This window comes from Cerasibacillus sp. (assembly GCF_036516575.1).
GTDB lineage: Bacteria > Bacillota > Bacilli > Bacillales > Amphibacillaceae > Cerasibacillus.
In genome coordinates this window covers 64,525-87,308 of record NZ_DATBTY010000073.1, presented here as the reverse complement: position 1 = coordinate 87,308, position 22,784 = coordinate 64,525, and the positions used below count along the sequence as shown (strand labels likewise).

The window sequence follows — 22,784 nt, the reverse complement described above, 5'->3', positions numbered from 1 at the left end:
CTCCTTAGAATTAAGGTACTGGGACTAAAGTATTTTATCTAAGAAAAAATCCGAACGCAGTGCATATTCACTGCTTCGGAAATATACTTCACTTTTTAGCGGGTGGCTGGTGAGCCTCTTCGCGCTAACGCACTTTGGGGTCTCACCAATGCCTTTTCCCGCTATGGACAGGACGTCCTAGTGTTGGCTAGGTATATTTCCTCCGCTAAAATAATACTATGTTCGACTTTAAGTTGAGCATAATACTTTTGCCTGGCCACCTCCATTACTATTAATTAGTCAGATCAGAAATAAGCTGATCCATTGCTAGCTTAGCTTCGTTCTCCATTTCATCCGCTTTTAATACGATCGCATTTTCAATTTCAGCTGTATAACCAACGATAATTGAACGAACTTCACGTCGAAGTTCATCAATTTTATGATCAATACGCGTCTTTAAATTTGACACTAATACATCTGACCGTGAATCTACTTCAGCTTCAATTTCAACTTTTGCCGCTTCAATAGCTGCTTCAAGATCTGAAAGTGCTTCATTTTTGACTTGAGTTAACTCATTTTCAATATCAGCTAATGTTGAATCACGCTTATTCCCAAAATGATCAGCTAGGTCTGATTGCACGAATAGAGATGCTTCAGAACCTAAACGCTCAATTTCCTGAGCCCCTTCTACAAACACTTGGAAAAACTGTAAATCCATCCCATCCAAAATGTCAGCTTTTGCATCTCCTAACGATTCCAAGTGAGCATCTTTAGCTACTTTAATCGCTTCAGTACTTTTTCCTAATTCATATGCTTTTTTTCGGTCGATAATGCCTTCAGCATGTGCTTTCTCATCAGCGTATTCATCAAGTAATCCCGGCATCAAACTTTCACCATATTGATTTGCTTCATCCATGGCCATATCAACTTTTTGATTAAATAAATGATTATACCAATCTTTCAATGCTTGACCTGCTTCAGTATTTGCTAAAGCAAACGTTAAGCCTGAGAAAAGCGAAATAGCAAGAACACCTACAATTATTTTCTTCTTCGTCATTTTAAATAACTTCATTAATTAATCCATCTCCCTTTTATTCGCTCAATAACCCGCTTAAATAATCCGTCACTTCCTCATAGATGTCGTGTTCAATCTCGATTTCTGTTAATTTTCTAAATTCCTCAAGATAATTGAGTTCTAGTATTTTTTGCTTATCCTTGTCTAGATTTTTTATGTGATGTTTCTTATAGGTTAATAAATCATGCTTTATTTCTTTTAGGACTGCTATCATATGATCCATGTCTTGCTCAGTTAGAGCATTTCCATACTCTTTCTGTAAGTCTGTCAAATGACTCGTCCAATATTGGATTAAAACATCACCATCTTTGGTTTGAAAATGTCGCTCATCTTTTTGCAAAGCAGTTAAGTTCTTCTTTGACTTTGTAACCCCAAAAACTGTCATGGCACCTACAATAGAAATAGCGATGACCATACTTAATATGATTCCTCTTTTCAGCATCACCTTACCTTCCCTTCTTAATATTCACGATCCATTTATCAATGTTGCCCATGTGCTAAAATGCTTTATGTGAGTAATGAATTATGACGAGGACCGTATAATTCATGATGTCAGAAAAATGTAATATCTATATCATTGTTTAAATTATATTGAATCTATTAAATTTTGTAAATAATACTTAAGTAGCATTTATCTTGTAAGAAGCATTAATTTTAGGAGTTTGTAACTAGTTTATTTTAGTTTTATTATTAATTGAGAAGAAATAATGGGTGAAAATAAAAAAAGAGAGGAAATAATCCTCTCCTGTAAATATGAAAGACGCTTAACATACGATTAATTATCATACTGATTATTCAAGTTCTGTAATCGTCCGAATCTCTTGTTGCATCGATGAGTGGCACAGTGGACATTCAGGTTTTTCCTTAAAACTAAGAGAGTCGCGCATCCAGCCATTGCACTCATCATTTGTACAAGCCCATACTTTAGTATCTACTTTTGGCAATGGTTCTTTTCGTCCACGAGAGAAAGCCATAATTAACATATCCCCTTTCAAGGTTCTATCACTATTATACCCCTTAATACAAAACTTTAAAAGAGACGCTTTATTTGCTATGTTCCTCTAAACCCTCTTTTAAACCTCGATCAAAAATACCTGTTGTCATAAATGGTATGAATAAAATAAATAACAAGATGAAAAATAACAAATGAATATTAAAATAGTCAACAATTAGTCCACCAAGAATTGGGCCAGTCATTCGCCCTGCTGCTGCAACACTATTAATGAAGCCTTGATAAAATCCTGAGCGTCCTGGTGGAGCCAGATCATTAGCAATGGTCGGTATAGCAGGCCATACAAGCATTTCTCCAAATGTTAATATAGCCATGGAAACAGCGAACATGATGAATTGGTCGGAAACCATCGCTAACGCAAAAGATAGCAAGAAAATAGCGTTCCCTACATAAATATAAGTCTTCTGCGACTGCCATTTAAATAATTTCATAATCGGTTGGCCAGCGACGATCAAAAAGCCATTAATAGCCCATAACATGCTATATTGTTCGAGTGGAATACCAATATCCTGTGTATGCGATGCAATCGTCGACTGCCATTGGCTATATGCAAACCAAACGGCAAAGAACCCGACTGATAAAATAATTAAAGCTGTAAAACTAGATTTATTCTCTATTTCTCCCGTCTGTTCAATAACAGTTGTATGCATGTGACGGTCTCGTATTTCATCCATCCCTTTAAATGTGAATAATACAATTAAGAAAAAGAGAAAGAAAAAGATTGCATTAGCGATAAATATATAGTTAAAGGAAATACTTGCTACATAACCACTAAATGTAGCACCAAGAGCAACACCTAAGTTTTGCGCGACATACATCGCATTAAAGGCGCGACGTCCACCTTCAGGCCAAACGGAACCTGCCAAAGCAAACATGACAGGCCATGTTGCACCACTGCCAAAGCCAATTAATAAAAGCATTATAGAGTACGGTACAATGCTATGATTAAATGATAGAAAAACCGCAGCAAATAGCGATAATCCAGTCGAATATATTAATGTTTGATAAGCGCTAAAACGATCGAATAAAGCACCGCCAATTAAATTTCCAACAATAGTTGCACCTTGATTTAACATTAAAATAAAGCCAGCGAATGCCAGGCTTTTACCTAATTCATTATGCATATAGATCGTATTTAATGGCCATAAAAAAGAAGCGCCGATAACATTAATTGTAATCGATACAGCTAATAACCAAATAGATTTAGGCATTCTATCATCTCTTTTCTACTTCTACATGTCTGTCGTTAGTTTTTCAATTGTAATATATTTTCTATACCTAATCAATCATTTCATTCAAACCGTAAACAGCTAAGGCTTTTCCATATTATTAGAAAATATTCCATTTTAAATATGCCATACTTATTATTTTTGTGCTATACTATTTACATGACATTGACTGTTATAGCACACAAGAATATTAGTTTTATGGGGGAATTTATTATGTTTTCTGCGACATGGAACTGGTTATGGGATAAACATGACCAGGTAAAAGAAACATTTCGTTTTTTTACAAAGGGTGATCCGACTTCGGCTACGAAAATGGCAACTGGTAAATCAATTGATCCCATTCGAAAGTCTGATAATGGGAATAACAATCGGAAATATAAACCGATTCAATTGATTGGATTGATTGCAGGTCCACTCTTTTTTACTCTAACATTACTATTCTTCTCACCAGATGATCTATCAAAAGAAGGGCTTGCAGTCCTAGCTAGTACAATTTGGATTGCGATTTGGTGGATGACTGAAGCGATTCCGATTCCAGCTACATCATTACTCCCAATTATTCTGTTTCCACTTACTGGTGGACTCGATATGGAAACAACGACTTCATCTTATGGTAGTGGAACTATTTTCCTATTCATGGGTGGATTTATGGTTGCGTTAGCAATGGAAAAATGGGATTTACATCGTCGAATTGCATTAAGTATTATTTCAGTCATCGGGACAAACACAGATCGAATTGTTCTCGGTTTTATGGTAGCAACAGGTTTTCTCTCTATGTGGATTTCTAACACAGCGACTGCTATGATGATGGTTCCTATCGGTCTTGCTATTATTTATCAAATTTCTGAAGCTTTAAAAAATGACCCTACTATTGATACATCTAAAGAAAATTTCGGATTCGGAAAAGCTTTGATGTTAGCGATTGCATATTCTGCATCAATTGGCGGAATTGCAACTTTAATAGGAACACCGCCAAATGCTGCACTTGCTGGTGTTGTAAAGGAGTTATATAACTTTGAATTGTCCTTCGCAACATGGATGTTATTTGGGGTACCGATTTCTGTTATATTCATTTTTATTACATGGATTTATCTTGTAAAAATAGCCTACCCACTTAAAGTGAAAGAAATGCCTGGTGGACGTAAAATTATCGCAAAAGAAATGGAAAAGCTCGGCAAACCTTCTTATGAAGAAAAAGCGGTCTTTATTGTGTTTTTCTTAACTGCTTTAGCTTGGATTACACGATCATTTCTTTTGGTAAAAATTTCTCCAAATATAAGTGATGCCATGATTGCGATGGTTGCTGCTGTTGTCTTATTCATTATTCCGTCCAAAAATAAAAAAGGTGATTTCTTATTAGATTGGGATACAGCAGTTAAATTACCGTGGGGAATTCTCTTATTATTCGGTGGTGGATTAGCGATTGCAGCTGGGTTCTCTAATTCAGGATTATCTGAGTGGATTGGAAACCAGTTGCAAGCCCTTGAAGGTGTGAACACACTTGTCGTCATCTTAATTGTTACAGGTCTTGTTATTTTCTTAACAGAAGTTACATCGAATACTGCAACAGCTAATATGATGTTCCCTATTATGGCTGCTTTAGGTCTAGCCCTTGGTGTTCATCCATTTGCTTTTATGGTCGCTGCAGCAGTAGCTGCATCATGTGCCTTCATGTTACCTGTAGCAACACCACCAAACGCAGTTGTTTTCGGTTCTGGTTATTTACGTATTCCTGATATGGCCAAAGCTGGATTTGTACTAAATCTGATAGGTATTGTTCTTGTAACGATTGCTGTTTATGTGTTATTACCAATTGTTTGGGGAATTGATTTAACGAGTGTTCCAGAAGCATTTAAGTAATGATTGATTTTCACTAAAAAAGAGTGTCCTACAAGTCCTTCATGGCTTTTGGGCGCTCTTCTATTTTTGGACTCAATATACCCACTGCTACAATCTAGCAGATACTTTACTAGCTAATAAGCGTGGCGCTTTTTTATAACGAATTGGGCAAAGATGACATAAATCAAAGGAACAAGTCCTGAAACAAAAATCAGTCCGCGCCATCCAGCAAAACTCCACACTGGACTAAGTAGTGTACTACCAGATGCCACTCCGATATAATAAGCGACTAAATATAAGCTCGCTGCACTTCCTTTATGATGTGTCGCTTGCTCACCCACAGTCGTTGCAGTTAACGAATGAGCAATAAAGAAACCTAAACATAAGACACAAAGCCCAACAATAATGACATATAATGATGAACTTAATGTCATAAAAGCACCCATTGACAATACGATAATCGCGATGATTCGCATAGGCGTTAATTTCATATAACCAACCATCCAGCCTGCTATCGGAGAAGCGATTACTCCAATCGCATAGGCGAAAAACAAATATGAAATAAGTTTTAAAGATAAATTGAAAGGTGGTTCTTGTAAATAAAATGGTAGATATGTCCATACCCCAGTGAAAGATAACTGAAGTACAGTACCTAAACCGAAAATGACGAGTAACCGCGGATTTTTCAAATGATGGGCAAATCCAATAAAATCATTTCTGACCGGTAACTGACTCGGTTTAAAGAAACGTGATTTCGGTAAAGAAATGAAAACGATAACGAAAATAACTAACCCGATAGCTCCGAGCAAATAGAAAGCTGTTTGCCATGAATAATAATCAGTAACATAGCCAATGACGACGCGTCCAGCCATCCCTCCTAAAGCGTTGCTAGAAATATAGAGACCTGTCGCGACCCCTACACTTTTCCGGTCCATTTCTTCACTTAAATACGCTAGGGCACTAGCAAGTAAGGCTGCTGATGCGAGCCCTTGTAGAAAACGAAGCGTGATAAATAGTGAATATGATTGTGTTTGGGGGATCAAGATAAATGGAATAATAGTTCCAATTAATGACAACTTAATAAAAATTGTTCGTCCAAAACGGTCTGATAAAAATCCAAATATTATTAATCCGATAATGAGACCAATAATTGTTAAAGATAGTAATAGACTTGAAGCGGATACAGTAATTCCATAGTCTTCTACAAACACCGGTAATAAAGGCTGAATAGCATAAATGGAAGCAAAAACAAAAAAAGACGCCAACGCTAGACTGATAGATATTTTCCAAAAGTAAACATTACGTAAAGTATATGGCTGCCCCTGACTCAACATATCACACATCCTATATCGTTATATATCCTAATTCTAATATACCATAATATAACTTGACCTTTGCTGTTGCCATACAAAAGGATGGATTCCATCATAATGAAATCCATCCTTTTTTTACTGCTAATAGTGCAGCTCCTGTTCGATCCTGTACACGAAGTTTACGTATAATTGAACTAACATGATTTGTAACGGTATTTCTAGATATGTATAAGTTCTTAGCTATGGTACAGTTTTTATGCCCTAACACTAATTGTTCAAGCACATTCCATTCCTGTTCTGTTAATAAACCATTTGGACGTTCTGTTTGATTTAGAACCTTAGATTGATAGACTTGTAACAACATTTCCGACCACTCCGGATGGACATAAGTTCTTTTCTCCAACATCATCCTGATTGCATTAATAACTTCATTGATTTCCATTTCCGTGTATAAATAACCTTGGAGTTTTAATCGGAATAATTCTTCCAATCGTGCTTGACTTGGATTGTACATATTTACAGCAACATTACTACAATTATCATAATATTCAATTACATTTTTCAATAACGGTTCATCAACAATAACTAAGTCATATACCTCTTCACTTTGCTTTAAAAAGGCCCCACTAAATACATGAAATGTACAGCCTTCAATTTCTTCCTGCAAAATATTTGCTATTCCTTTAGCACTAACTAATATGTTGGTAATCATTGCAATATGGTACAAGGCTCTCAACTCCTTTCTATATTATGCGACTTTATTAATAGAATAGCAATATGCCAAATCGCCTATTTTTCATTCTATTCGACCTTTTATTTCATATTGCTCTATCAATTCCAACGTGTAAACGGGCATACGTAATTCGTAAATAAATAATACAATGACAAGGAGTCTATCTAATAATTAGCAAGTCATATAGAGTCACAAAATTCTGCTTATATGTCACTTAAATCAGGTGGAAATGAATGATTATATTTGTAATGATGAAATAAAGTAGTTCTTTAGACCTAGTTAATATTTTGTTTCTCCTCACCTCATTACACTTTCGAGATATACCGGATGGATATCAAGAGATTCATTTCATCAAATGATTAAAACCGAAAGTGAGGTGATTACTAATTATGTCTTACGATGATTCGGATTTATTTTTTTTGCAACAAATCGGTTTACATCTAAAATACTATCGAATCCATCAAGGACTAACACAAGAGGAGTTAGCTGAAATAGCTGGTTTTTCACGGTCATACTACACAGAAATAGAAACAGGAAAACGGAATATCTCAATCTTGAATCTACATAAATTATGTCTTGCATTAGATATCCCTCTTGTCAATGTCCTGGATTTTAAGTCGTTTCCGGTTTAAAGAGGAAAGGAGAGTCATCAATATGATAGAAAAGGAAATAGAAGATGTGCATGTAGGTGATATTCTGGGTAAAGATATCATCCATCAAGACATCTTACTCATTAAAAATAACACACCATTAACAGAACGATTAATTCGACAACTAAAATCTAGAAATATTCGCAGAGTATATATTAAGATAAATCAATCGCTAGACAGTGAGCTAACAATGCATCATAAAGAAAACGAAACAACAACAAAGATCACTGATGAAGACAAACAAACTGATGATGAAGTACGGTTTATTCAATCATCCAATTTAGGAAAGCGTGTACAAAGTAAACAAGCCGTTAGCAATAACAAAAGGGATGTACAAACGATATTCATACAATCTTTACAAAAAGTTGGTGAAGAACAACGATATGGCAAATTACTTAATAACCGTGCTAATATTCGATTACTTTTTAATCAATATCGCCGACTACATGAGCATGGGGTAATTTCGCAATTGATAGATCAATTATATATTTGGGATTATGATACATATTTTCATTCGTTTGATGTGTTTATCATGGGTACAATTATCGCCAAAGCATATCAACTTAATAATTTAAAGAATATTGCGGCAGGATATTATCTGCACGATATCGGTAAACTAGCAATTGATCAATCACTCATCAAAAGTAAAAAGAAGTTTACCCTTGCCCAGTATGAAACAATGAAGGAGCATACTATTAAAGGTGAGGCCATCTTAAAGTTAAAAAAGGTGGCCCATTTAGCTCCATTTGCAAGACATCATCATGAACGTCTTGATGGTTCTGGATATCCTGATCAATTAATGAAACATCAACTACCACTTGAACTTCGTATCCTTCAAGTTGTTGATGTTTACTCGGCACTCACCCTAGAACGCACTTATAAACAAGCGCGACCAGCCCATGAAGCATTAAATATATTGCGGAGTGATTCTAAAGCATATGACAAATCAGTTGTTGAAAAGTTAATGTATCTTCTCGGTATTTTCCCCGAAGGATGTTCTGTTAAATTATCAAATGGCGTAGATGGTATCATTACAGACGTATCACAGCGTATACCACAATTTCCTTCATTGAAGTCTTTAAAAACTGGTGAAGTCATCAAATTACCAAATGATTATTCAATTACTATTGAGAAAATCATAGAATTTCATTCAACTACATTTAAAAACAAGCACGAAGCCTTAGTTAATCGTCTTATTGAAGGAAAACGTGACCAAGCAATCCAATTATACAAAGACTATAGTGATGGATTAAAGATTGAAGAAACATATACGCGCATCCTATTACCTTGTTATTTTCGTCTGGTGTCAATCAAACAAAATCACCCTATTAAGCAAGCTGGACAAATACTAGATCAACTTTTTGAAAGACAGAAGTTAGAAACCCCTACAATTAAATTAGAACGTGAGATGCTACTAATTGTTCCCGAAGAACAAAAGGACAGTTTTCCTATACGAGTTTTACGTCAGTTGTTACATTTAGAAAACATCGATACGATTGTACTTAAATATGCTCGAATTATTAAAGGGTGGCATATTTTCTATAAATACGGTGTTCGTGCTGCTTGTTTAATCATTAGGGAGCATGAATCTGAATATCATTTCATAAAAGACAATCGCCACATCCATGTGTCAACTTTTCACTGGAATACATTTCTTACCTTTTTAAAACAACTTACCTATATAAAAGCAAAACGTTTAAATATCTACCAACAAATGTTTAAAGATAAAACATAAAAATAATATTATGTTTTATCTTTTTTTATAAATGTTATGGCTTCTCGGGTTTTATCTAAATATTTGATAACACGTTCATACTGCATTGACGCAACGCTCATAAATAAAATATCAATAATGTGGAGTTGAGCAATACGTGAGGATGTTGCCGCACTACGGAATGTGGCTTCTCTTGTTGCAGAAGTATAAAGACAAATGTCTGCATAATTAGCAACAGGGGATGGGCCATATCTCGTAATGCTAATGGTTGTTACACCATTTTGTTTAGCAAGCTCTAATAATTTTGCAACTTCATATGTCTCTCCAGAAAACGAAATCCCGACAACGACATCTTTCGGACCTTTATTAGCAATGACGGTCGCTCCCATATGCACATCTGAATATGAGTTAACATTTTTATTAATTCTTAAAAACTTCTGTTCGGCATCAGAAGCAGCAATATACGACGCCCCATTGCCGACGAAAACGATTGAATCAGCTTCTATGAGCACATCAACAGCTCGCTCAATATCCTCAATGTGCATAATATCCATTGTCTCTTTTAATGTTCGAATTGTATTAGTCGTCACCTTATCAATAATCGCTTGGCAATTCTCATTCGGTTCAATATCGCGATAATCAACAACTGTTTGTCTCTGGATATCACCTGCAACACGAAGTTTTAACTCTTGAAACCCACTAAAACCGAGCGATTTACATAAACGAATAACGGCGGCACTACTTGTATTACTTTGCTTAGCAAGTTCACTCGTTGTCAAAATAATCGCTTCTTGTGGTTGCTCTAAAATATATTGTGCTATTTTCCTTTCGGATGGAGGCAATTGCTCAAACATTTCTTTTAAAATAATGAGTCCACCTTTTAAATGCGACATGATCCATCACCTACTTTTAAAGATTGTTTTAAATTATTAATAATCTTATTTGAAAGAATAGATTGATGTTCGAACTTTAAAGCCCCGATAACTGAACCTCCGACAGGCGATATACGAGGTAAGTGCAGTGTTAACTTATCTGTTTTTGAAGCTATTTGCTCTTTAATTATCGCCGGTAGAACGTTTTCATCATAAAAAACACCGCCACATAAAACAACCTGAACCGATGATTTTTTTTCGAACAATTTATTTGCTAAAGTTAAAATACTTATTGTGATATCATTCGCTGCCTTAAGGATAATCTTGTGAGCAATCGGGTCATTTTTGTAAAATGCTTGGAATACAAGTTTTGCTACAGGGGATATTTCATTTTTAGGTACAGGAGCTTGATAAATTTTTTCTATTAAGTGACGAGCTGAATTCACTCGAAAATGATTGAATACTAAATTTAATAATAATGTCTCTTTTCCACGACCATCGGCAGCATGAAGTGCAGCTATTATTCCATTTCTACCAATATCATAGCCACTTCCTTCATCACCAAGGAGATACCCCCAACCACCAACACGTTCGTGAACGCCTGCTTCATTGATGCCATAAGTAATCGAACCTGTACCACTAATTTGTACAATACCTGCTTCCCCATATGTACCGGAATAGAGCGCATTAATTGTATCAGGCTCAACATATGTTGTTACCGTTTCCGACAGTCTCTTTGTTATAAATTGTTTTATTGTTTGTTGAGTGTATTTGCCACCTGCCCCAGATATACCCGCAAACACTGTTGAAACATGATTAAATTCTTGTGGATGCTTATCCTTTAAGAGTTGAAACAATATAGAGAATGCTTCTTCTACATCTTGTTCAGAAGTGGTATTAATATTTGTTGGGCCAGCTTTAGCAACTTCAAGGACATTTCCTAATTGATCTGCTAAAACCGCCTCCGTCTTTGTACCACCACCATCAATACCAATAACATATGTCAAATCCACCCACCTCCCCAAGTCTGAGACTCTATTATTCACTTTGTAAGTGTTTGATTGCAGAACGTAAATTGCCTTGACAAGATTTAATCGTTTCGCTAGCTGTTTGAAAATCAATGGCAAATTCACAGACTAATACAGCTGCTTTTAAATTTCCTTGACACGCTTTAAGTGCTGCTATAGCAGTCTCTTCTGATACATCGGTTAATTCACAAACGATATCAACCGTACGCTTACGTAATTTTTCGTTTGTCGCTTGGACATCGACCATATAATTTTGATATACCTTTCCTAATTTTACCATGGAAGTTGTGGAAATCATATTTAATGCTAGTTTTTGTGCTGTTCCTGCTTTCATTCGTGTCGAACCTTTAACAACTTCTTCACCAACGATAAGTTCTACTGGATAATCAACAAGTTTACTTAATTCGGAATTGGGAGCACATACAAGCGCAGCAGTTGGAACATTTCTTTCTTTTGCCTTTTCAATGCCACCAATAACATAAGGTGTGCGTCCACTAGCAGCAATCCCGATTAAGAAGTCTTTGTCTGTTAACCGTTCATCAGCCTCTAATCGCCCTGCGTCGATATCGTCTTCCGCATCTTCTACAGCAAAGCGAATGGCTTTTTCACCACCAGCTATTAAGCCTGTGAATAAATCGGGCCTGACACCAAATGTCGGTGGACACTCAGAAGCATCAAGGATCCCTAAACGACCGCTTGTTCCAGCTCCCATATAAATTATCTTTCCACCTTGTTCAATCGTCTGAATCACTTGCTTAATGACACGTTCCAATTGTGGGAGCGCTTGTTTGACAGCCAGTGGCACCGTTTGATCTTGTTTATTTATTTCCATGAGAATTTGCTCAATTGTCATCTCATCTAAATGTTGTACCAAAAAAACCTCTCCTTTAAGAACAAATCACCCTTAATGATAGAGTAAATAAGCTTCTCTTATTCTAAGAAACGCCTGTGTATCATGTTTCATTTGTTGTATAAATGGTGCAATGTTCTGTGTTAGTAATTGTTTTCTAAGTTCATCTGTCCCAGCTAATAAATCAATAAAATACCGATTATTAAAATCAGCACTGCGAATAAATTGGGCTTGTTCAGGATACCGAGTAAAAATGACTTCCAGTAATCTCACACCGATTTGTACAGGTTGTAGATGGTTGCGGTCAGTGATATGAAGTGCGACACCTTCACAGACTTTGTTGGCGTGTTTAGATGTATACGGCTTAAAGACGGTTGGGCGAAATAAAACGCCTGCTAAATTTAACTGATTCATTTCATCTGCTAGCTGTCGCCCATTTATAAACGGTGCACCAACCACTTCAAAAGGTTTCGTTGTTCCACGGCCTTCTGATAAGTTCGTTCCTTCAATTAAACATGTTCCAGGATATAAAAGACACATATCAATCCCAGTTGTATTTGGAGTCGGTGATACCCATAATAAATCGGTATCAGAGAAATAATCGGTTCGTGACCATCCTTCCATATGAATCACTTCTAGATCACATTTTATCTGAAATTCATCATTAAATAATGTAGCAATCTCACCAATCGTAAACCCATGGCGAATCGGAATCGGATATTTTCCAACAAATGATGTAAAACCTGTTTGCACACAATTTCCTTCCACATCTATCCCATTAATCGGATTAGGACGGTCTAGGACAACGACCTGTTTTCCTTGGTCACTGCATAACCTCATCATATTCGCTAACGTGTAAATAAATGTATAGTAACGCGAACCGATATCCTGTAAATCACAGAAGACAACATCGACATCTTTTAGCATGTTGGGATTCGGCTTTTTATCCTTGTTATATAAACTATAGACTGGAAGCCCTGTATACGAATCAATGGTTGAATCAATCCATTCCCCTTCTTTAACTTCACCGCGCAGCCCATGTTCTGGTCCAAATAGTGTTGTTAATTGAATGTTTTTATGATGAAAAAACAAATCAATCGTTGACTCTAATTGTTGATTCACACCCGTTAAATTCGTTAATAAGCCAATTCGTTTGCCTTGAAACTGTGTTACATATTTTTCTAAAAAAACTTCAACACCGAGTTGCAAAACGCTCACCTCTTTTAACCTTTGATAGCCCCTTTCATTGCACCACCGATAAAGAATCGTTGTAATGCAAGGAAAATAACGATAACTGGAATCATCGAGATAATAGCACCTGCTGCAATTAAGCGCCAATCAGAAGTAAATGTTCCTGAAAGCATGTTTAACCCTAATGGTAATGTAAACATATTTTGATCATTCACGATGATTAATGGCCACAAGAAATCGCCCCATGCTGACACAAAAGTAAAAATCGTCAATGTAACGAGTGATGGTTTTACAAGTGGCATAAGTACTCTCCACCAGATTTGGAAACTATTCGCTCCATCCATTCTTGCTGATTCATCTAACTCATATGGTACCGTCATAAAGGCTTGACGCATTAGAAAAACACCAAAAGCTGTTGTCACATGTGGTAATACCATTCCTAAATACGTATTTTGTAACCCAAGATTTAATGAAAGAATATAAACCGGAATCATCAGTAACTGAAACGGGATCATCATCGTGCTTAAAATTAAGATGAATACCGTATTTTTTCCTTTGAAATTCATCCGTGCTAACGGATATGCTGCTAATGAACAGAACAAAACGTTTAAAATAACTGTCAATCCGGAAACAATCGTACTGTTCAATAAATATCTCCAAAACGGAAACACATCCATTACCTTTCCGAAGTTACTTACTGTTGGCTCTTCAGGTAATAACTTAGGAGGATATTGGAAAATATTTTCACTAGCAGATTTTAAAGCGGTTGACAAGAGCCATAGAAATGGTCCAATCATAAAAAGCGTAATAGCAATTAATAATAAATAGAGTAATATTTTTTTAATGATAGATGTTCCTTTTTTAGCTGCCATATGTTATCCCTCCTATGCGGTTTTATCTTTACCCATTACTTTTAAGTTTATTAATGAGAATATTAACGTCAATATAAAGAGAACAACCCCTGCTGCACTTGCATATCCCATATTTAACCTGTCGAATGCTTCTTTATAAATATAAAATACTAACGTCTCAGATGAATGTAGTGGGCCACCACCAGTCATAATGTATATTTCTTCAAATACTTTCATCGCTGCAATCGAAGACATAATCGTAACAATTAAGACAAACGGCATTAACATTGGAATTGTGATTCGTGTATGCTGTTGCCACCAGTTTGCACCATCAATTTGTGCAGCTTCATAAAGACTAGTTGGGATAGATTGTAAACCTGCTAGATAAATAATCATATAGTACCCGAGACCTTTCCAAACAGTCACAACCATCACGGCAAAAATAGCTGTATCCGTTGATGTTAACCATGGAATTGGTTCAGCAATAATACCTAAGAGATCAAGAACATAATTCAAAAGTCCATTTTCCTTATAAACCCAATCCCATGCAATCCCTGCAACAACTAAAGATGTGACAACTGGAATATAGTAAGCTGAACGGAAAAAGCCAATCCCCTTTAATTTCTGATTAACTAATACAGCTAAAAAGATTGGAACAATAACAAGGGCCGGTACAACACCAATCAAATAAATAAAGGTGTTTTTAAGTGTCTTCCAAAATAATTCATCTTGAAATAGATTTTCATAGTTATCGAATTTAATAAAATCTGGTTCAGAAACCATATTATAATTTGTAAAACTTAACCATATTGCTTGTAACATCGGATAAAAAATAAAAGCCCCTAAGATGACACATCCAGGAAGTAAAAATAAATATGGTGTTAATTTATTTGTTCTCAAATAATCCACCCCATTCTTTCAGAAATATTTCATATAAAAAAGAGGGGAGGGTTCCCCCTCTTTTCCCCTAATTTATTTTGCTAAAATGTCATTCCATGCTTTTTCTGCTTTATCTAAAGCTTCTTGTGGTGTTGCTTCACCAAGCATGGCTTCAGAAATCGCATCGAACATCGCTTCTTTTAATTCATCATAGTTTTCCATTGGTGGTACAAGTAATTCAGCCTCATCCAATTGACCAGCCGCTGTAATGCGTACTAAATCAGTTGGCTCTGCGTCTTCACCAGCTTCTGTGAAATACGGATCTTCAAGAGCTTCAACTGCAGATGGTAGAATTGGTGTTAATTTAGTAAATGCTAATTGATTTTCTGCATTTGTTAAGAATAAAGCAAATTTAACAGCTGCTTCTTCATTTTCAGTTTGTTTCGGTACAACAATGTTTTGTACACTCATTGTTTTCTTACCTGTGTCACCAGTAATCGCTTCAGATGGTTTTGTATTTTCATAGATTTCTGGTGCGTTCTCTTTTATTTGTGAAATAAAGTGTGATCCAGCAAAGAAGGCAACTTGTCCAGCTTGGTACATATCAATTGTGTTTCGTTGATCACCTGATAATGCTTCTTTCGGAATTAAATCTTCTTGGTATAATTCTGTAAAGTATTCGAATGCTTTTAATCCTTCAGGTGTGTTAAAGGCTGCTTTTGTACCATCTTCATTTGTTAATTCAGCGCCCATTACAACCATATGTTGTAGAACTAGAGATAAGTCAAGTGATGGGAAGTAACCGTATTTCCCTGTTTTCTCTTTAATAACTTTTGAGTATTCTTTTGCTTCTTCATAAGTTTTGGCAGGTTTTTCTGGATCTAGCCCTGCTTCTTCATAAATCTTTGTATTGTTTAATGTTACTTCAGTAGATAAGTACCATGGAATCGCAAATGTCACATCCTTAAGACGGTTCGCTTCCCAAGCACCTTTTACATATTTCTTTTTATCTTCATCAGAAACAGCTTCTTCCATATTAACTAGTGCATCAAGTTCTGCTAATTTAGAAGCAAATGTTGGATTTAAGTTAACAACGTCTGGTGCTGTGTTTGAACTCACTGCTGTTAAAATTTTCTTATCTAAATCAGCAGCTGGAACATCTAACCAATCAATTTTAATATCTGGATTTTCCTTTTCAAAATCGGCGATAACTCCCTCAATATATTCTGTAAAAGTAGGTTTTAATTGCATCGTCCAAAATTCAATCGTTGTTTGTTCTGTTTTCCCTTCGCTATCTTTGTTATCTTTACTATCTTTTTTCGCATCGTCATTACCACATGCCGATACAAAAACCATCGCAATAACTAAAATCATTGCTAAAAGCAAATTTTTCTTTTTCATTTTATATTTTCCCCTTTCATGTTGTAAAAAAGTAATCCCACTACTTCAATATTGAACACATCACCTCCCAAAAGGTCCCTAAACTATATCGTAACCGGAAGCTTGCCACTCGCTTGTTCTTTACCAAGAATGACATTTAACACAGCGTCAACAGTAAACGAATTCGGTTCATAAACAGCAAGTTGGGTTACTGATTCTGGTACATCGGATAAAACGTACGGGCTTTTTAAAGCAACAAAAATAATTTCTTGATGTTCATTAATCAGTTCACCGATAAAATCGAGGTGATGATGTGACAACTTCTGTGCATTGGTAAAAATTATATGCGTATCGGCTTGTGTAACAGGCACATCTGTAGGCATATGCCATGGAAGAAAGACATGCTCCCAATTGAGCATTTTAAAAGGTTGTACCATTTTATGCTCATTAGGTCGTATATCTTCAGCAATCGATTCGTTTTCCTCCATGAACCAAAACACGTTCACTTTTTTTGTTCGTTTAAGTGGTGTTAACGGTTGGGCATCTGGGCGAATCGTTACTCCTTTTTGAAATGCCTTTCTTGCTAATGTTTGATGTTTTTCTTGATCATAGGTCACTTGTTTTTGCATTTTAATGTTTTGTTTTAAACGGTTAACACGTTCAAGTGACTGATTGATTCGCTCGACGGAAATTTCTCCATTGATGACAGCTTGTTCGATGCGATCGAGCGTAGCCATTTGAACGTCGTATGTTTGGGAAACAATTAAGAGATCCGCCCCTGCTTGTATCGCTTGAACAGCCCCTTCAGGTGTCGTCACTGTATCTGAAATAGCCTTCATTTCTAAACAATCCGTCACCACAACACCATTAAACTGTAGTTCTTCACGTAATAGGTCGGTTATAACTGTTTTTGATAAAGTTGCTGGTACGGCTTCTTCCTCAAACGCTTTATAATACACATGATTGACCATCACACTATTTAAGCCATGTTTTATTGCTGTATGAAATGGTGCGATTTCATGATGAAATAAATCTTCTCGTGATGAATCAACAATAGGTAACGCCAAATGGGAGTCAACCGACGTATTTCCATGACCTGGGAAATGTTTCCCGCTTGTTAGTACATGTTCATCTTGATGGCCTTTTATAAAGGCTCGGCCATGATTACTTACATGGTCTACTTGTTCCCCATATGAGCGAACACCTATGACCGGATTTTTCGGATTATGATTCACATCTAAAACCGGTGCTAAATTCATATTAATTCCTAATGTCTTTAATTCTAACGCTGTCGCACGGCTTATTTCGTATGTCAGGTCAGTGTCGTCACAAGCACCTAATAACATATTTCCTGGAAATACAGTGTTTTCTTCGTTTAAGCGACTAACAATACCATTTTCCTGATCAATTGCAATAAGCAAAGGAAATGGATGTTGAGCATCCTTAGCAGTCTGTTGCAATTGCATTGTCAGTGCTTTCGTTTCATCCTGAGAACCGATATTTCTTGCGAATAAGATAACAGAACCTATTTTCTCTTTTTCTATTAAATTGAGTATTTGCTTTGACGGCGTTTTTCCATGAAAACCGACCATCATCAATTGAGCAATTTTTTCTCGTAGTGTCCATTGTTTATTCATCGGACAATATCTCCTCTATTTATGTATATAAGATGCTAGATTGTAATCCCTTTCATATACTAACTCATGAAAATTATATTAAATATTATTCCAGTAGTCAATGATTTTTCTGAAATTTTATTTCAAATAAGACATCTTTTTGAGATTCATACCAAATTATTCATAAAATGGGATTTGTTTGTAGTCGTAGGTTGAGTACTCTATGAGATTTTAACACGTTAAAGCAATCACGAAATTCCCCATTAAAAAAGGGCACCTAAATATCAGGCACCCTTTCCATTAATCAATTTGTTTAAAGTATGTCGTGTATCCTTTCCACGGTTTAAAACCTAGCTTTTTGTAAAAGTCGATTAAACTTGTCCAATCAATGATCATCGTTTGAATGTCACGTTCGCGCAGAGTATTTATGGCTGCTTTAACAATCGCTAAACCGTAACCGTGGCCACGTTCATTTTCATCAATGCCTAGTGGTCCGATACCACCAATTGGCTCTGAAAAAAGTGGCTGCCAATAAACATTTTGTGCTATAAATGGAGAATGTTGATCATTTATCCGACAAAAACCAATCATACGGTCTTTATCTTTTAGTACGACAAACTCTCTCCCCTGACCACCTTTTTCAAAATACTTAATCGCTTCATATTCCCAACGTCCTGGAAAACAGCGATTTAGAAACGTAAGAAAATCTGTTTTTTCTTCCTCTTTTAATAATGCGAATGTCATATGGTCTGGTATGTCGAAAAACACCTCATTTTTATGATAAGTTGCTAATAAATCATACTCATCGCTTTGCTTCTTATATCCACGATTTTCAGCCCATTGAACCGCACTTTTATAGATATGTGGTATCCCTGGGAAGTAATGCCACACATCACCTGCCAAGCGTATTCTTTTTACTTGTTTCTCTTTTAGCTTTGTTTCAGCATGGTTTAATAAATGTGATCCGATTCCATTTTGGCGATAATTCTTTTTAACTAATATAGCTTGAACCCAACCAAGCTCGTGGTCCATTGTAACATCAAGGTTTTCTTGCCATCTTTTCACAATGATAAAACCGATCAATTGACCTTGTTCATTTTCAACAATTAATGATGCATCGGTTAATATGTTTTCATCTAAAAAACTATTTTGTTCAAATAGGGATGTCCGCATCGGAAAATCGTCACCTAGTTCATCATTCCATAGCGTGACGATTTCCGTCAGACGCTTTTCATCCCATTTTAAATAGCGCATACCGTTTCCTCCAATTTATTTCAATTTCTTTTTGAACTATTATTTCATTCTATTAAAAAATGATGAAATAATAAAGCGTATTTTTACGGTACGCAACGTTTAAGCTTGAGCATTGACATTTGGTTTCCCCATCATCTTATCGTCATGGCGGCTCTTTTGGATATACCAAATCACACCAATCACGATGACGCCAATGATATTCGTATACATTTCTGGAATAATCATACATAAGCCACCGATAAATAACGCAATTCGCTCCCATACATACGAATCAGCTTTAAAGTAACCGATCATTGCACTACTTACAGCCATCATTCCAATGAGTGCTGTTAAAATAGCAGAAATGAATTTAAGTGGTGTCACATCAACCATTAAAAGAATAGGATCCGCCACAAAAATATAAGGAATAATGAAGGCGGCAATTGCTAATCTTACAGCATCAAGCCCAGTTTTAAACGGATTTGCTCGGGCAATCCCTGCTCCTGCATAAGCCGCTAAACAAACAGGTGGTGTAATATCAGCAACGATACCAAAATAAAACACAAACATATGAACAGCTATTGGTTCTACGCCAAATGAATTAATCAGTGCTGGTGCTGCAACAGTTGCTGTCACAACATAGTTAGCTGTTGTTGGTAACCCCATACCTAAAATTAGACAGGCAACCATTGTGAAGAATAAAGCAAGTGGCAAGAATCCACCAGACAAGGAAATAATGCCTGAAGCAAACTTAGAACCGAGTCCTGTTATACTAACAACCCCAGCAATAATTCCTGCAGTTGCTACGGCAGCAATAACTGGTAAAGCAGTTCTTGCACCCTCTATTAATAGAAGAACAGTTTGTTTGAAGTTCAATCGTGTTTCTTCCCTTAACAGGCTGATTAAGTACGCTGATACTATCCCTAATAAAGCAGCTCTTTGTGGTGTGAATCCCGCTAAAATCGTACCAATAATGATGAGCAAAGGAAACAACATATAACCGTATTTTTTCAGTAGTATTTTCAAGTTCGGTAGTTGAGACTTTGGTAAACCGACAATTCCACGTTTTTTCGCCTCAAAATGTGTTCCAATAAAAATACCCGCAAAGTATAGGCTAGCTGGAATCATCGCAGCTAACATAATGGTAGAGAATTTTACCTCTAAATATTCCATCATGATAAATGCCGCTGCCCCCATTAAAGGTGGCATGATTTGTCCGCCTGTTGAAGCAGATGCTTCAGTTGCCGCAGCAAATTCCGGTTTAAATCCTGCCTTTTTCATCATTGGAATGGTAAATGACCCTGATGCAACGGTGTTTCCAACCGAACTTCCTGACACCATTCCTTGTAACGCACTTGCTGCTACAGCCGCTTTAGCTGTTCCGCCAGTAAAACGACCAGTTAAAGCAAAAGCTAGATTATTAAAGAATTTCCCTATATTTGTATGGACAAGAACAACACCGAAAAACAAAAAAAGATAAATATATTTTGCTGAAATTTGAATCGGTGTACCAAATACACCACTTTCTTGATACCATAAGTTGGTTGTAATTCTCTCAATTGAAAAACCAGCATGTGATAAAACTTGCGTTGGAATGTATTTACCTAATACAGCGTATAAAATAGCAATACTTGCAACAATAACAATCGCAATTCCGACTGTACGACGTGTTGCTTCGAGGACTAATAATATACCAATCACTGATACGATTGTATCAAATGTACTATATCCGGTAACACGCGCGAGCAAAATATCATCAAAGAAAATAATCTTATGATAAGCAACATACATCGCTAGAAAAGCTAAAAGGACATCATACCAAGGCACTGACCTTTGTACACGGTGCAACCCCTTCTTGATCGGAAACAACAAAAAGATAATTCCCAAAGCTGTACCAAGATGAATCGCACCCTGTTTTTGTGATGGTAATGTCCCAAAATATCCTGTATATAAATGAAATATCGTTAGTGAAATGCCAAGAAAGCCAACAACCCAAGCCCATCTTCCAATATTTATGCGATATTGACTTTCTCGGTCATATTTTTCCAATACTTTCTGAGCATCAATTGATTGTTGATCTTTGCTCATACAATCACCTACCCTTTGAAAATAAGGGGAAGAGATGACAACGCATCTCTTCCTCATGAATCTATGAAACTATCTTACTTCTTTAACTCCTCTAAACTCTTAATGTCTGTACTTTTTCGCGTAACAATTTGTGCTGCTTCTGGATAAATATGCCCGATAAAGGCAGCGTTTTCAACTTGATTATCTTTAAACTGACCTTCTCCGTTAAACGCATCCAATGCAGGAACATGAACAGTCATTCCTAAATCGATATTCCCATCACGAATACCGGCTAAGTTTTCTAACGATGCCCCTGTCTCCTGGTTTGTCACATTGATACCGTCAATATGGTTATTAAAGACAATCGCCATCTCTCCACCTAACGGATAATACGTTCCTCCAGAACTACCTGTCCCTAAAACGAGTTCACTCTTTTCATCATTTATATCTAACTCGGCAATTGGATTATCAAATTCTAGCCCTTGTTCCTCATAATACTTAGCTGCTCCTGGATGAATTGGTAATCCTTCTGCTCCGTTAAGCGCATTTTCTAATGTCATTTCTTTTCCTTGAGCGTGTGTAATTTCATTAGAATGCTCAACCATAGTTTTAGCTAACTCATAGCCTTGTTCTTCTGTAATTGTATTTGTATTTCCCATTAACACGGCATAGGCTGTTACAGTTTGAATATCTTTATCTAAGAATTCATATGTGTCCGCTGGAATCGTATGGCGACGATAAGCACTATTTTCCTCAATAAAGTCAATCGCCTCATCCGAAAGCTCTAACATAACTACATCTCCTGTTGAATTATGTAGGCTTTCGATACTTCCAGCTGGTAGTCCTAGAACACCGATTAATAGATCGATATTTCCATCTTGAACTTGATCAGCTGCATCACTAAAACCCTCTTGGAATGATTTATAATCTCCATCTTCTAATCCATAAGCTTCTAGTAATAAACGAGATGCTGAATTCGTTTCACTCGCAGCAGGTCCTATCGCAATACTTGGCTTGTCACCACCACAAGCTGTCATTAGAAGTACAATTCCAATCATTATGCTAAGTATACTAAGTTTTTTATCCTTCATAATACGCCTCCTCATACTACTATTTTACTTTGTTTAATAGATTGCTAACGCTTTCATAAATACTAAAAGACAATCAAAAACATGCCCCACATAATCTAATTGTTAGGACCATAAGTAAGCTATTTCTTTTGAATTTAATTGAAATGGTGTTTTAAGAAAAGTGTGGTCATATGGTGGGGGGG

At 36.2% G+C, this 22,784-nt stretch carries 20 protein-coding genes; 3 read left to right on the top strand and 17 right to left on the bottom strand.

The genetic code is table 11. The annotated features are described in order from the left end of the window. Nucleotides 1-271: 271 nt before the first annotated feature. The 4 genes from VIG73_RS12380 to VIG73_RS12365 all read right to left on the bottom strand — a co-directional run bounded on the left by VIG73_RS12380 (nucleotide 272) and on the right by VIG73_RS12365 (nucleotide 3,277). On the bottom strand, nucleotides 272-1,051 hold the full coding sequence (locus VIG73_RS12380) for a hypothetical protein (RefSeq protein WP_331642447.1): 780 nt from the start codon (nucleotides 1,049-1,051) through the stop codon (nucleotides 272-274). Between the two features lie 19 nt (nucleotides 1,052-1,070). Beyond that, nucleotides 1,071-1,499, bottom strand: a complete 429-nt coding sequence (locus VIG73_RS12375) for a hypothetical protein (RefSeq protein ID WP_331642445.1) — start codon at nucleotides 1,497-1,499, stop codon at nucleotides 1,071-1,073. A 346-nt stretch (nucleotides 1,500-1,845) separates the two neighbouring features. After that, nucleotides 1,846-2,028, bottom strand: coding sequence for a cold-shock protein (locus VIG73_RS12370; protein ID WP_331642443.1), 183 nt, complete (start codon nucleotides 2,026-2,028; stop codon nucleotides 1,846-1,848). A gap of 70 nt (nucleotides 2,029-2,098) precedes the next feature. Then, nucleotides 2,099-3,277, bottom strand: coding sequence for an MFS transporter (locus VIG73_RS12365; RefSeq protein ID WP_331642441.1), 1,179 nt, complete (start codon nucleotides 3,275-3,277; stop codon nucleotides 2,099-2,101). Between the two features lie 231 nt (nucleotides 3,278-3,508). Here VIG73_RS12365 and VIG73_RS12360 point away from each other — a divergent pair, with 231 nt between their 5' ends. Beyond that, nucleotides 3,509-5,155, top strand: coding sequence for a DASS family sodium-coupled anion symporter (locus VIG73_RS12360; RefSeq protein WP_331642439.1), 1,647 nt, complete (start codon nucleotides 3,509-3,511; stop codon nucleotides 5,153-5,155). A gap of 113 nt (nucleotides 5,156-5,268) precedes the next feature. On the opposite strand, the gene VIG73_RS12355 is transcribed toward VIG73_RS12360, so the two are convergent. Beyond that, complete coding sequence (locus VIG73_RS12355) at nucleotides 5,269-6,465, bottom strand: MFS transporter (RefSeq protein WP_331642436.1); 1,197 nt, start codon at nucleotides 6,463-6,465, stop codon at nucleotides 5,269-5,271. A gap of 94 nt (nucleotides 6,466-6,559) precedes the next feature. Continuing rightward, nucleotides 6,560-7,174 carry a response regulator transcription factor gene (locus VIG73_RS12350; RefSeq protein ID WP_331642434.1) on the bottom strand — a complete coding sequence of 205 codons (615 nt, stop codon included), beginning with the start codon at nucleotides 7,172-7,174 and terminating at the stop codon, nucleotides 6,560-6,562. 395 nt (nucleotides 7,175-7,569) lie between these two features. On the opposite strand from VIG73_RS12350, the gene VIG73_RS12345 reads away from it, so the two are divergent. After that, complete coding sequence (locus VIG73_RS12345; protein ID WP_331642432.1) at nucleotides 7,570-7,812, top strand: helix-turn-helix transcriptional regulator; 243 nt, start codon at nucleotides 7,570-7,572, stop codon at nucleotides 7,810-7,812. 22 nt (nucleotides 7,813-7,834) lie between these two features. Next, a complete protein-coding gene (locus VIG73_RS12340; protein ID WP_331642430.1) occupies nucleotides 7,835-9,565 on the top strand; it encodes an HD-GYP domain-containing protein in 1,731 nt (576 codons plus the stop codon). An 8-nt stretch (nucleotides 9,566-9,573) separates the two neighbouring features. Here VIG73_RS12340 and VIG73_RS12335 read toward each other — a convergent pair whose 3' ends face one another. The 11 genes from VIG73_RS12335 to VIG73_RS12285 form a co-directional block, all read right to left on the bottom strand. Beyond that, nucleotides 9,574-10,437 carry a MurR/RpiR family transcriptional regulator gene (locus tag VIG73_RS12335; RefSeq protein ID WP_331642428.1) on the bottom strand — a complete coding sequence of 288 codons (864 nt, stop codon included), beginning with the start codon at nucleotides 10,435-10,437 and terminating at the stop codon, nucleotides 9,574-9,576. Then, nucleotides 10,425-11,423 (bottom strand): N-acetylglucosamine kinase, encoded by a 999-nt coding sequence (locus tag VIG73_RS12330; RefSeq protein WP_331642426.1) that lies wholly within the window; start codon nucleotides 11,421-11,423, stop codon nucleotides 10,425-10,427. The genes VIG73_RS12335 and VIG73_RS12330 overlap by 13 nt, the downstream gene beginning before the upstream one ends. A gap of 31 nt (nucleotides 11,424-11,454) precedes the next feature. Next, nucleotides 11,455-12,318 (bottom strand): N-acetylmuramic acid 6-phosphate etherase, encoded by an 864-nt coding sequence (gene murQ, locus VIG73_RS12325; RefSeq protein WP_331642424.1) that lies wholly within the window; start codon nucleotides 12,316-12,318, stop codon nucleotides 11,455-11,457. Between the two features lie 30 nt (nucleotides 12,319-12,348). Continuing rightward, complete coding sequence (locus VIG73_RS12320; protein WP_331642422.1) at nucleotides 12,349-13,503, bottom strand: DUF1343 domain-containing protein; 1,155 nt, start codon at nucleotides 13,501-13,503, stop codon at nucleotides 12,349-12,351. 14 nt (nucleotides 13,504-13,517) lie between these two features. Beyond that, entirely contained in the window at nucleotides 13,518-14,357 is an 840-nt protein-coding gene (locus VIG73_RS12315; protein ID WP_331642420.1) for a carbohydrate ABC transporter permease, read from the bottom strand. 12 nt (nucleotides 14,358-14,369) lie between these two features. Then, nucleotides 14,370-15,245 carry a sugar ABC transporter permease gene (locus VIG73_RS12310; RefSeq protein ID WP_331642418.1) on the bottom strand — a complete coding sequence of 292 codons (876 nt, stop codon included), beginning with the start codon at nucleotides 15,243-15,245 and terminating at the stop codon, nucleotides 14,370-14,372. Nucleotides 15,246-15,308: 63 nt separating this feature from the next. Further along, the gene (locus VIG73_RS12305; protein WP_331642416.1) at nucleotides 15,309-16,616 is read right to left on the bottom strand and encodes a sugar ABC transporter substrate-binding protein; all 1,308 of its coding nucleotides are present in this window, start codon (nucleotides 16,614-16,616) and stop codon (nucleotides 15,309-15,311) included. Nucleotides 16,617-16,699: 83 nt separating this feature from the next. Then, a complete protein-coding gene (gene nagZ / locus VIG73_RS12300; protein ID WP_331642414.1) occupies nucleotides 16,700-18,232 on the bottom strand; it encodes a beta-N-acetylhexosaminidase in 1,533 nt (510 codons plus the stop codon). Between the two features lie 279 nt (nucleotides 18,233-18,511). Beyond that, entirely contained in the window at nucleotides 18,512-19,465 is a 954-nt protein-coding gene (locus VIG73_RS12295) for a GNAT family N-acetyltransferase (RefSeq protein WP_331642412.1), read from the bottom strand. 99 nt (nucleotides 19,466-19,564) lie between these two features. Beyond that, on the bottom strand, nucleotides 19,565-21,532 hold the full coding sequence (locus tag VIG73_RS12290; RefSeq protein WP_331642410.1) for a TRAP transporter permease: 1,968 nt from the start codon (nucleotides 21,530-21,532) through the stop codon (nucleotides 19,565-19,567). A gap of 74 nt (nucleotides 21,533-21,606) precedes the next feature. Further along, nucleotides 21,607-22,602: a TAXI family TRAP transporter solute-binding subunit gene (locus VIG73_RS12285; protein WP_331642408.1), complete on the bottom strand. Its 996-nt coding sequence runs from the start codon at nucleotides 22,600-22,602 to the stop codon at nucleotides 21,607-21,609. Nucleotides 22,603-22,784 lie beyond the last annotated feature (182 nt).

Excerpts from the sequence above, each read along its gene's own strand:
- VIG73_RS12380 (WP_331642447.1), bottom strand. The coding sequence starts at position 1,051 with ATGAAGTTATTTAAAATGACGAAGAAGAAAATAATTGTAGGTGTTCTT.
- VIG73_RS12370 (WP_331642443.1), bottom strand. The coding sequence starts at position 2,028 with ATGGCTTTCTCTCGTGGACGAAAAGAACCATTGCCAAAAGTAGATACT.
- VIG73_RS12365 (WP_331642441.1), bottom strand. The coding sequence starts at position 3,277 with ATGCCTAAATCTATTTGGTTATTAGCTGTATCGATTACAATTAATGTT.
- VIG73_RS12360 (WP_331642439.1), top strand. The coding sequence starts at position 3,509 with ATGTTTTCTGCGACATGGAACTGGTTATGGGATAAACATGACCAGGTA.
- VIG73_RS12345 (WP_331642432.1), top strand. The coding sequence starts at position 7,570 with ATGTCTTACGATGATTCGGATTTATTTTTTTTGCAACAAATCGGTTTA.
- VIG73_RS12340 (WP_331642430.1), top strand. The coding sequence starts at position 7,835 with ATGATAGAAAAGGAAATAGAAGATGTGCATGTAGGTGATATTCTGGGT.
- VIG73_RS12335 (WP_331642428.1), bottom strand. The coding sequence starts at position 10,437 with ATGTCGCATTTAAAAGGTGGACTCATTATTTTAAAAGAAATGTTTGAG.
- VIG73_RS12315 (WP_331642420.1), bottom strand. The coding sequence starts at position 14,357 with ATGGCAGCTAAAAAAGGAACATCTATCATTAAAAAAATATTACTCTAT.
- VIG73_RS12305 (WP_331642416.1), bottom strand. The coding sequence starts at position 16,616 with ATGAAAAAGAAAAATTTGCTTTTAGCAATGATTTTAGTTATTGCGATG.
- nagZ (WP_331642414.1), bottom strand. The coding sequence starts at position 18,232 with ATGAATAAACAATGGACACTACGAGAAAAAATTGCTCAATTGATGATG.
- VIG73_RS12295 (WP_331642412.1), bottom strand. The coding sequence starts at position 19,465 with ATGCGCTATTTAAAATGGGATGAAAAGCGTCTGACGGAAATCGTCACG.
- VIG73_RS12290 (WP_331642410.1), bottom strand. The coding sequence starts at position 21,532 with ATGAGCAAAGATCAACAATCAATTGATGCTCAGAAAGTATTGGAAAAA.
- VIG73_RS12285 (WP_331642408.1), bottom strand. The coding sequence starts at position 22,602 with ATGAAGGATAAAAAACTTAGTATACTTAGCATAATGATTGGAATTGTA.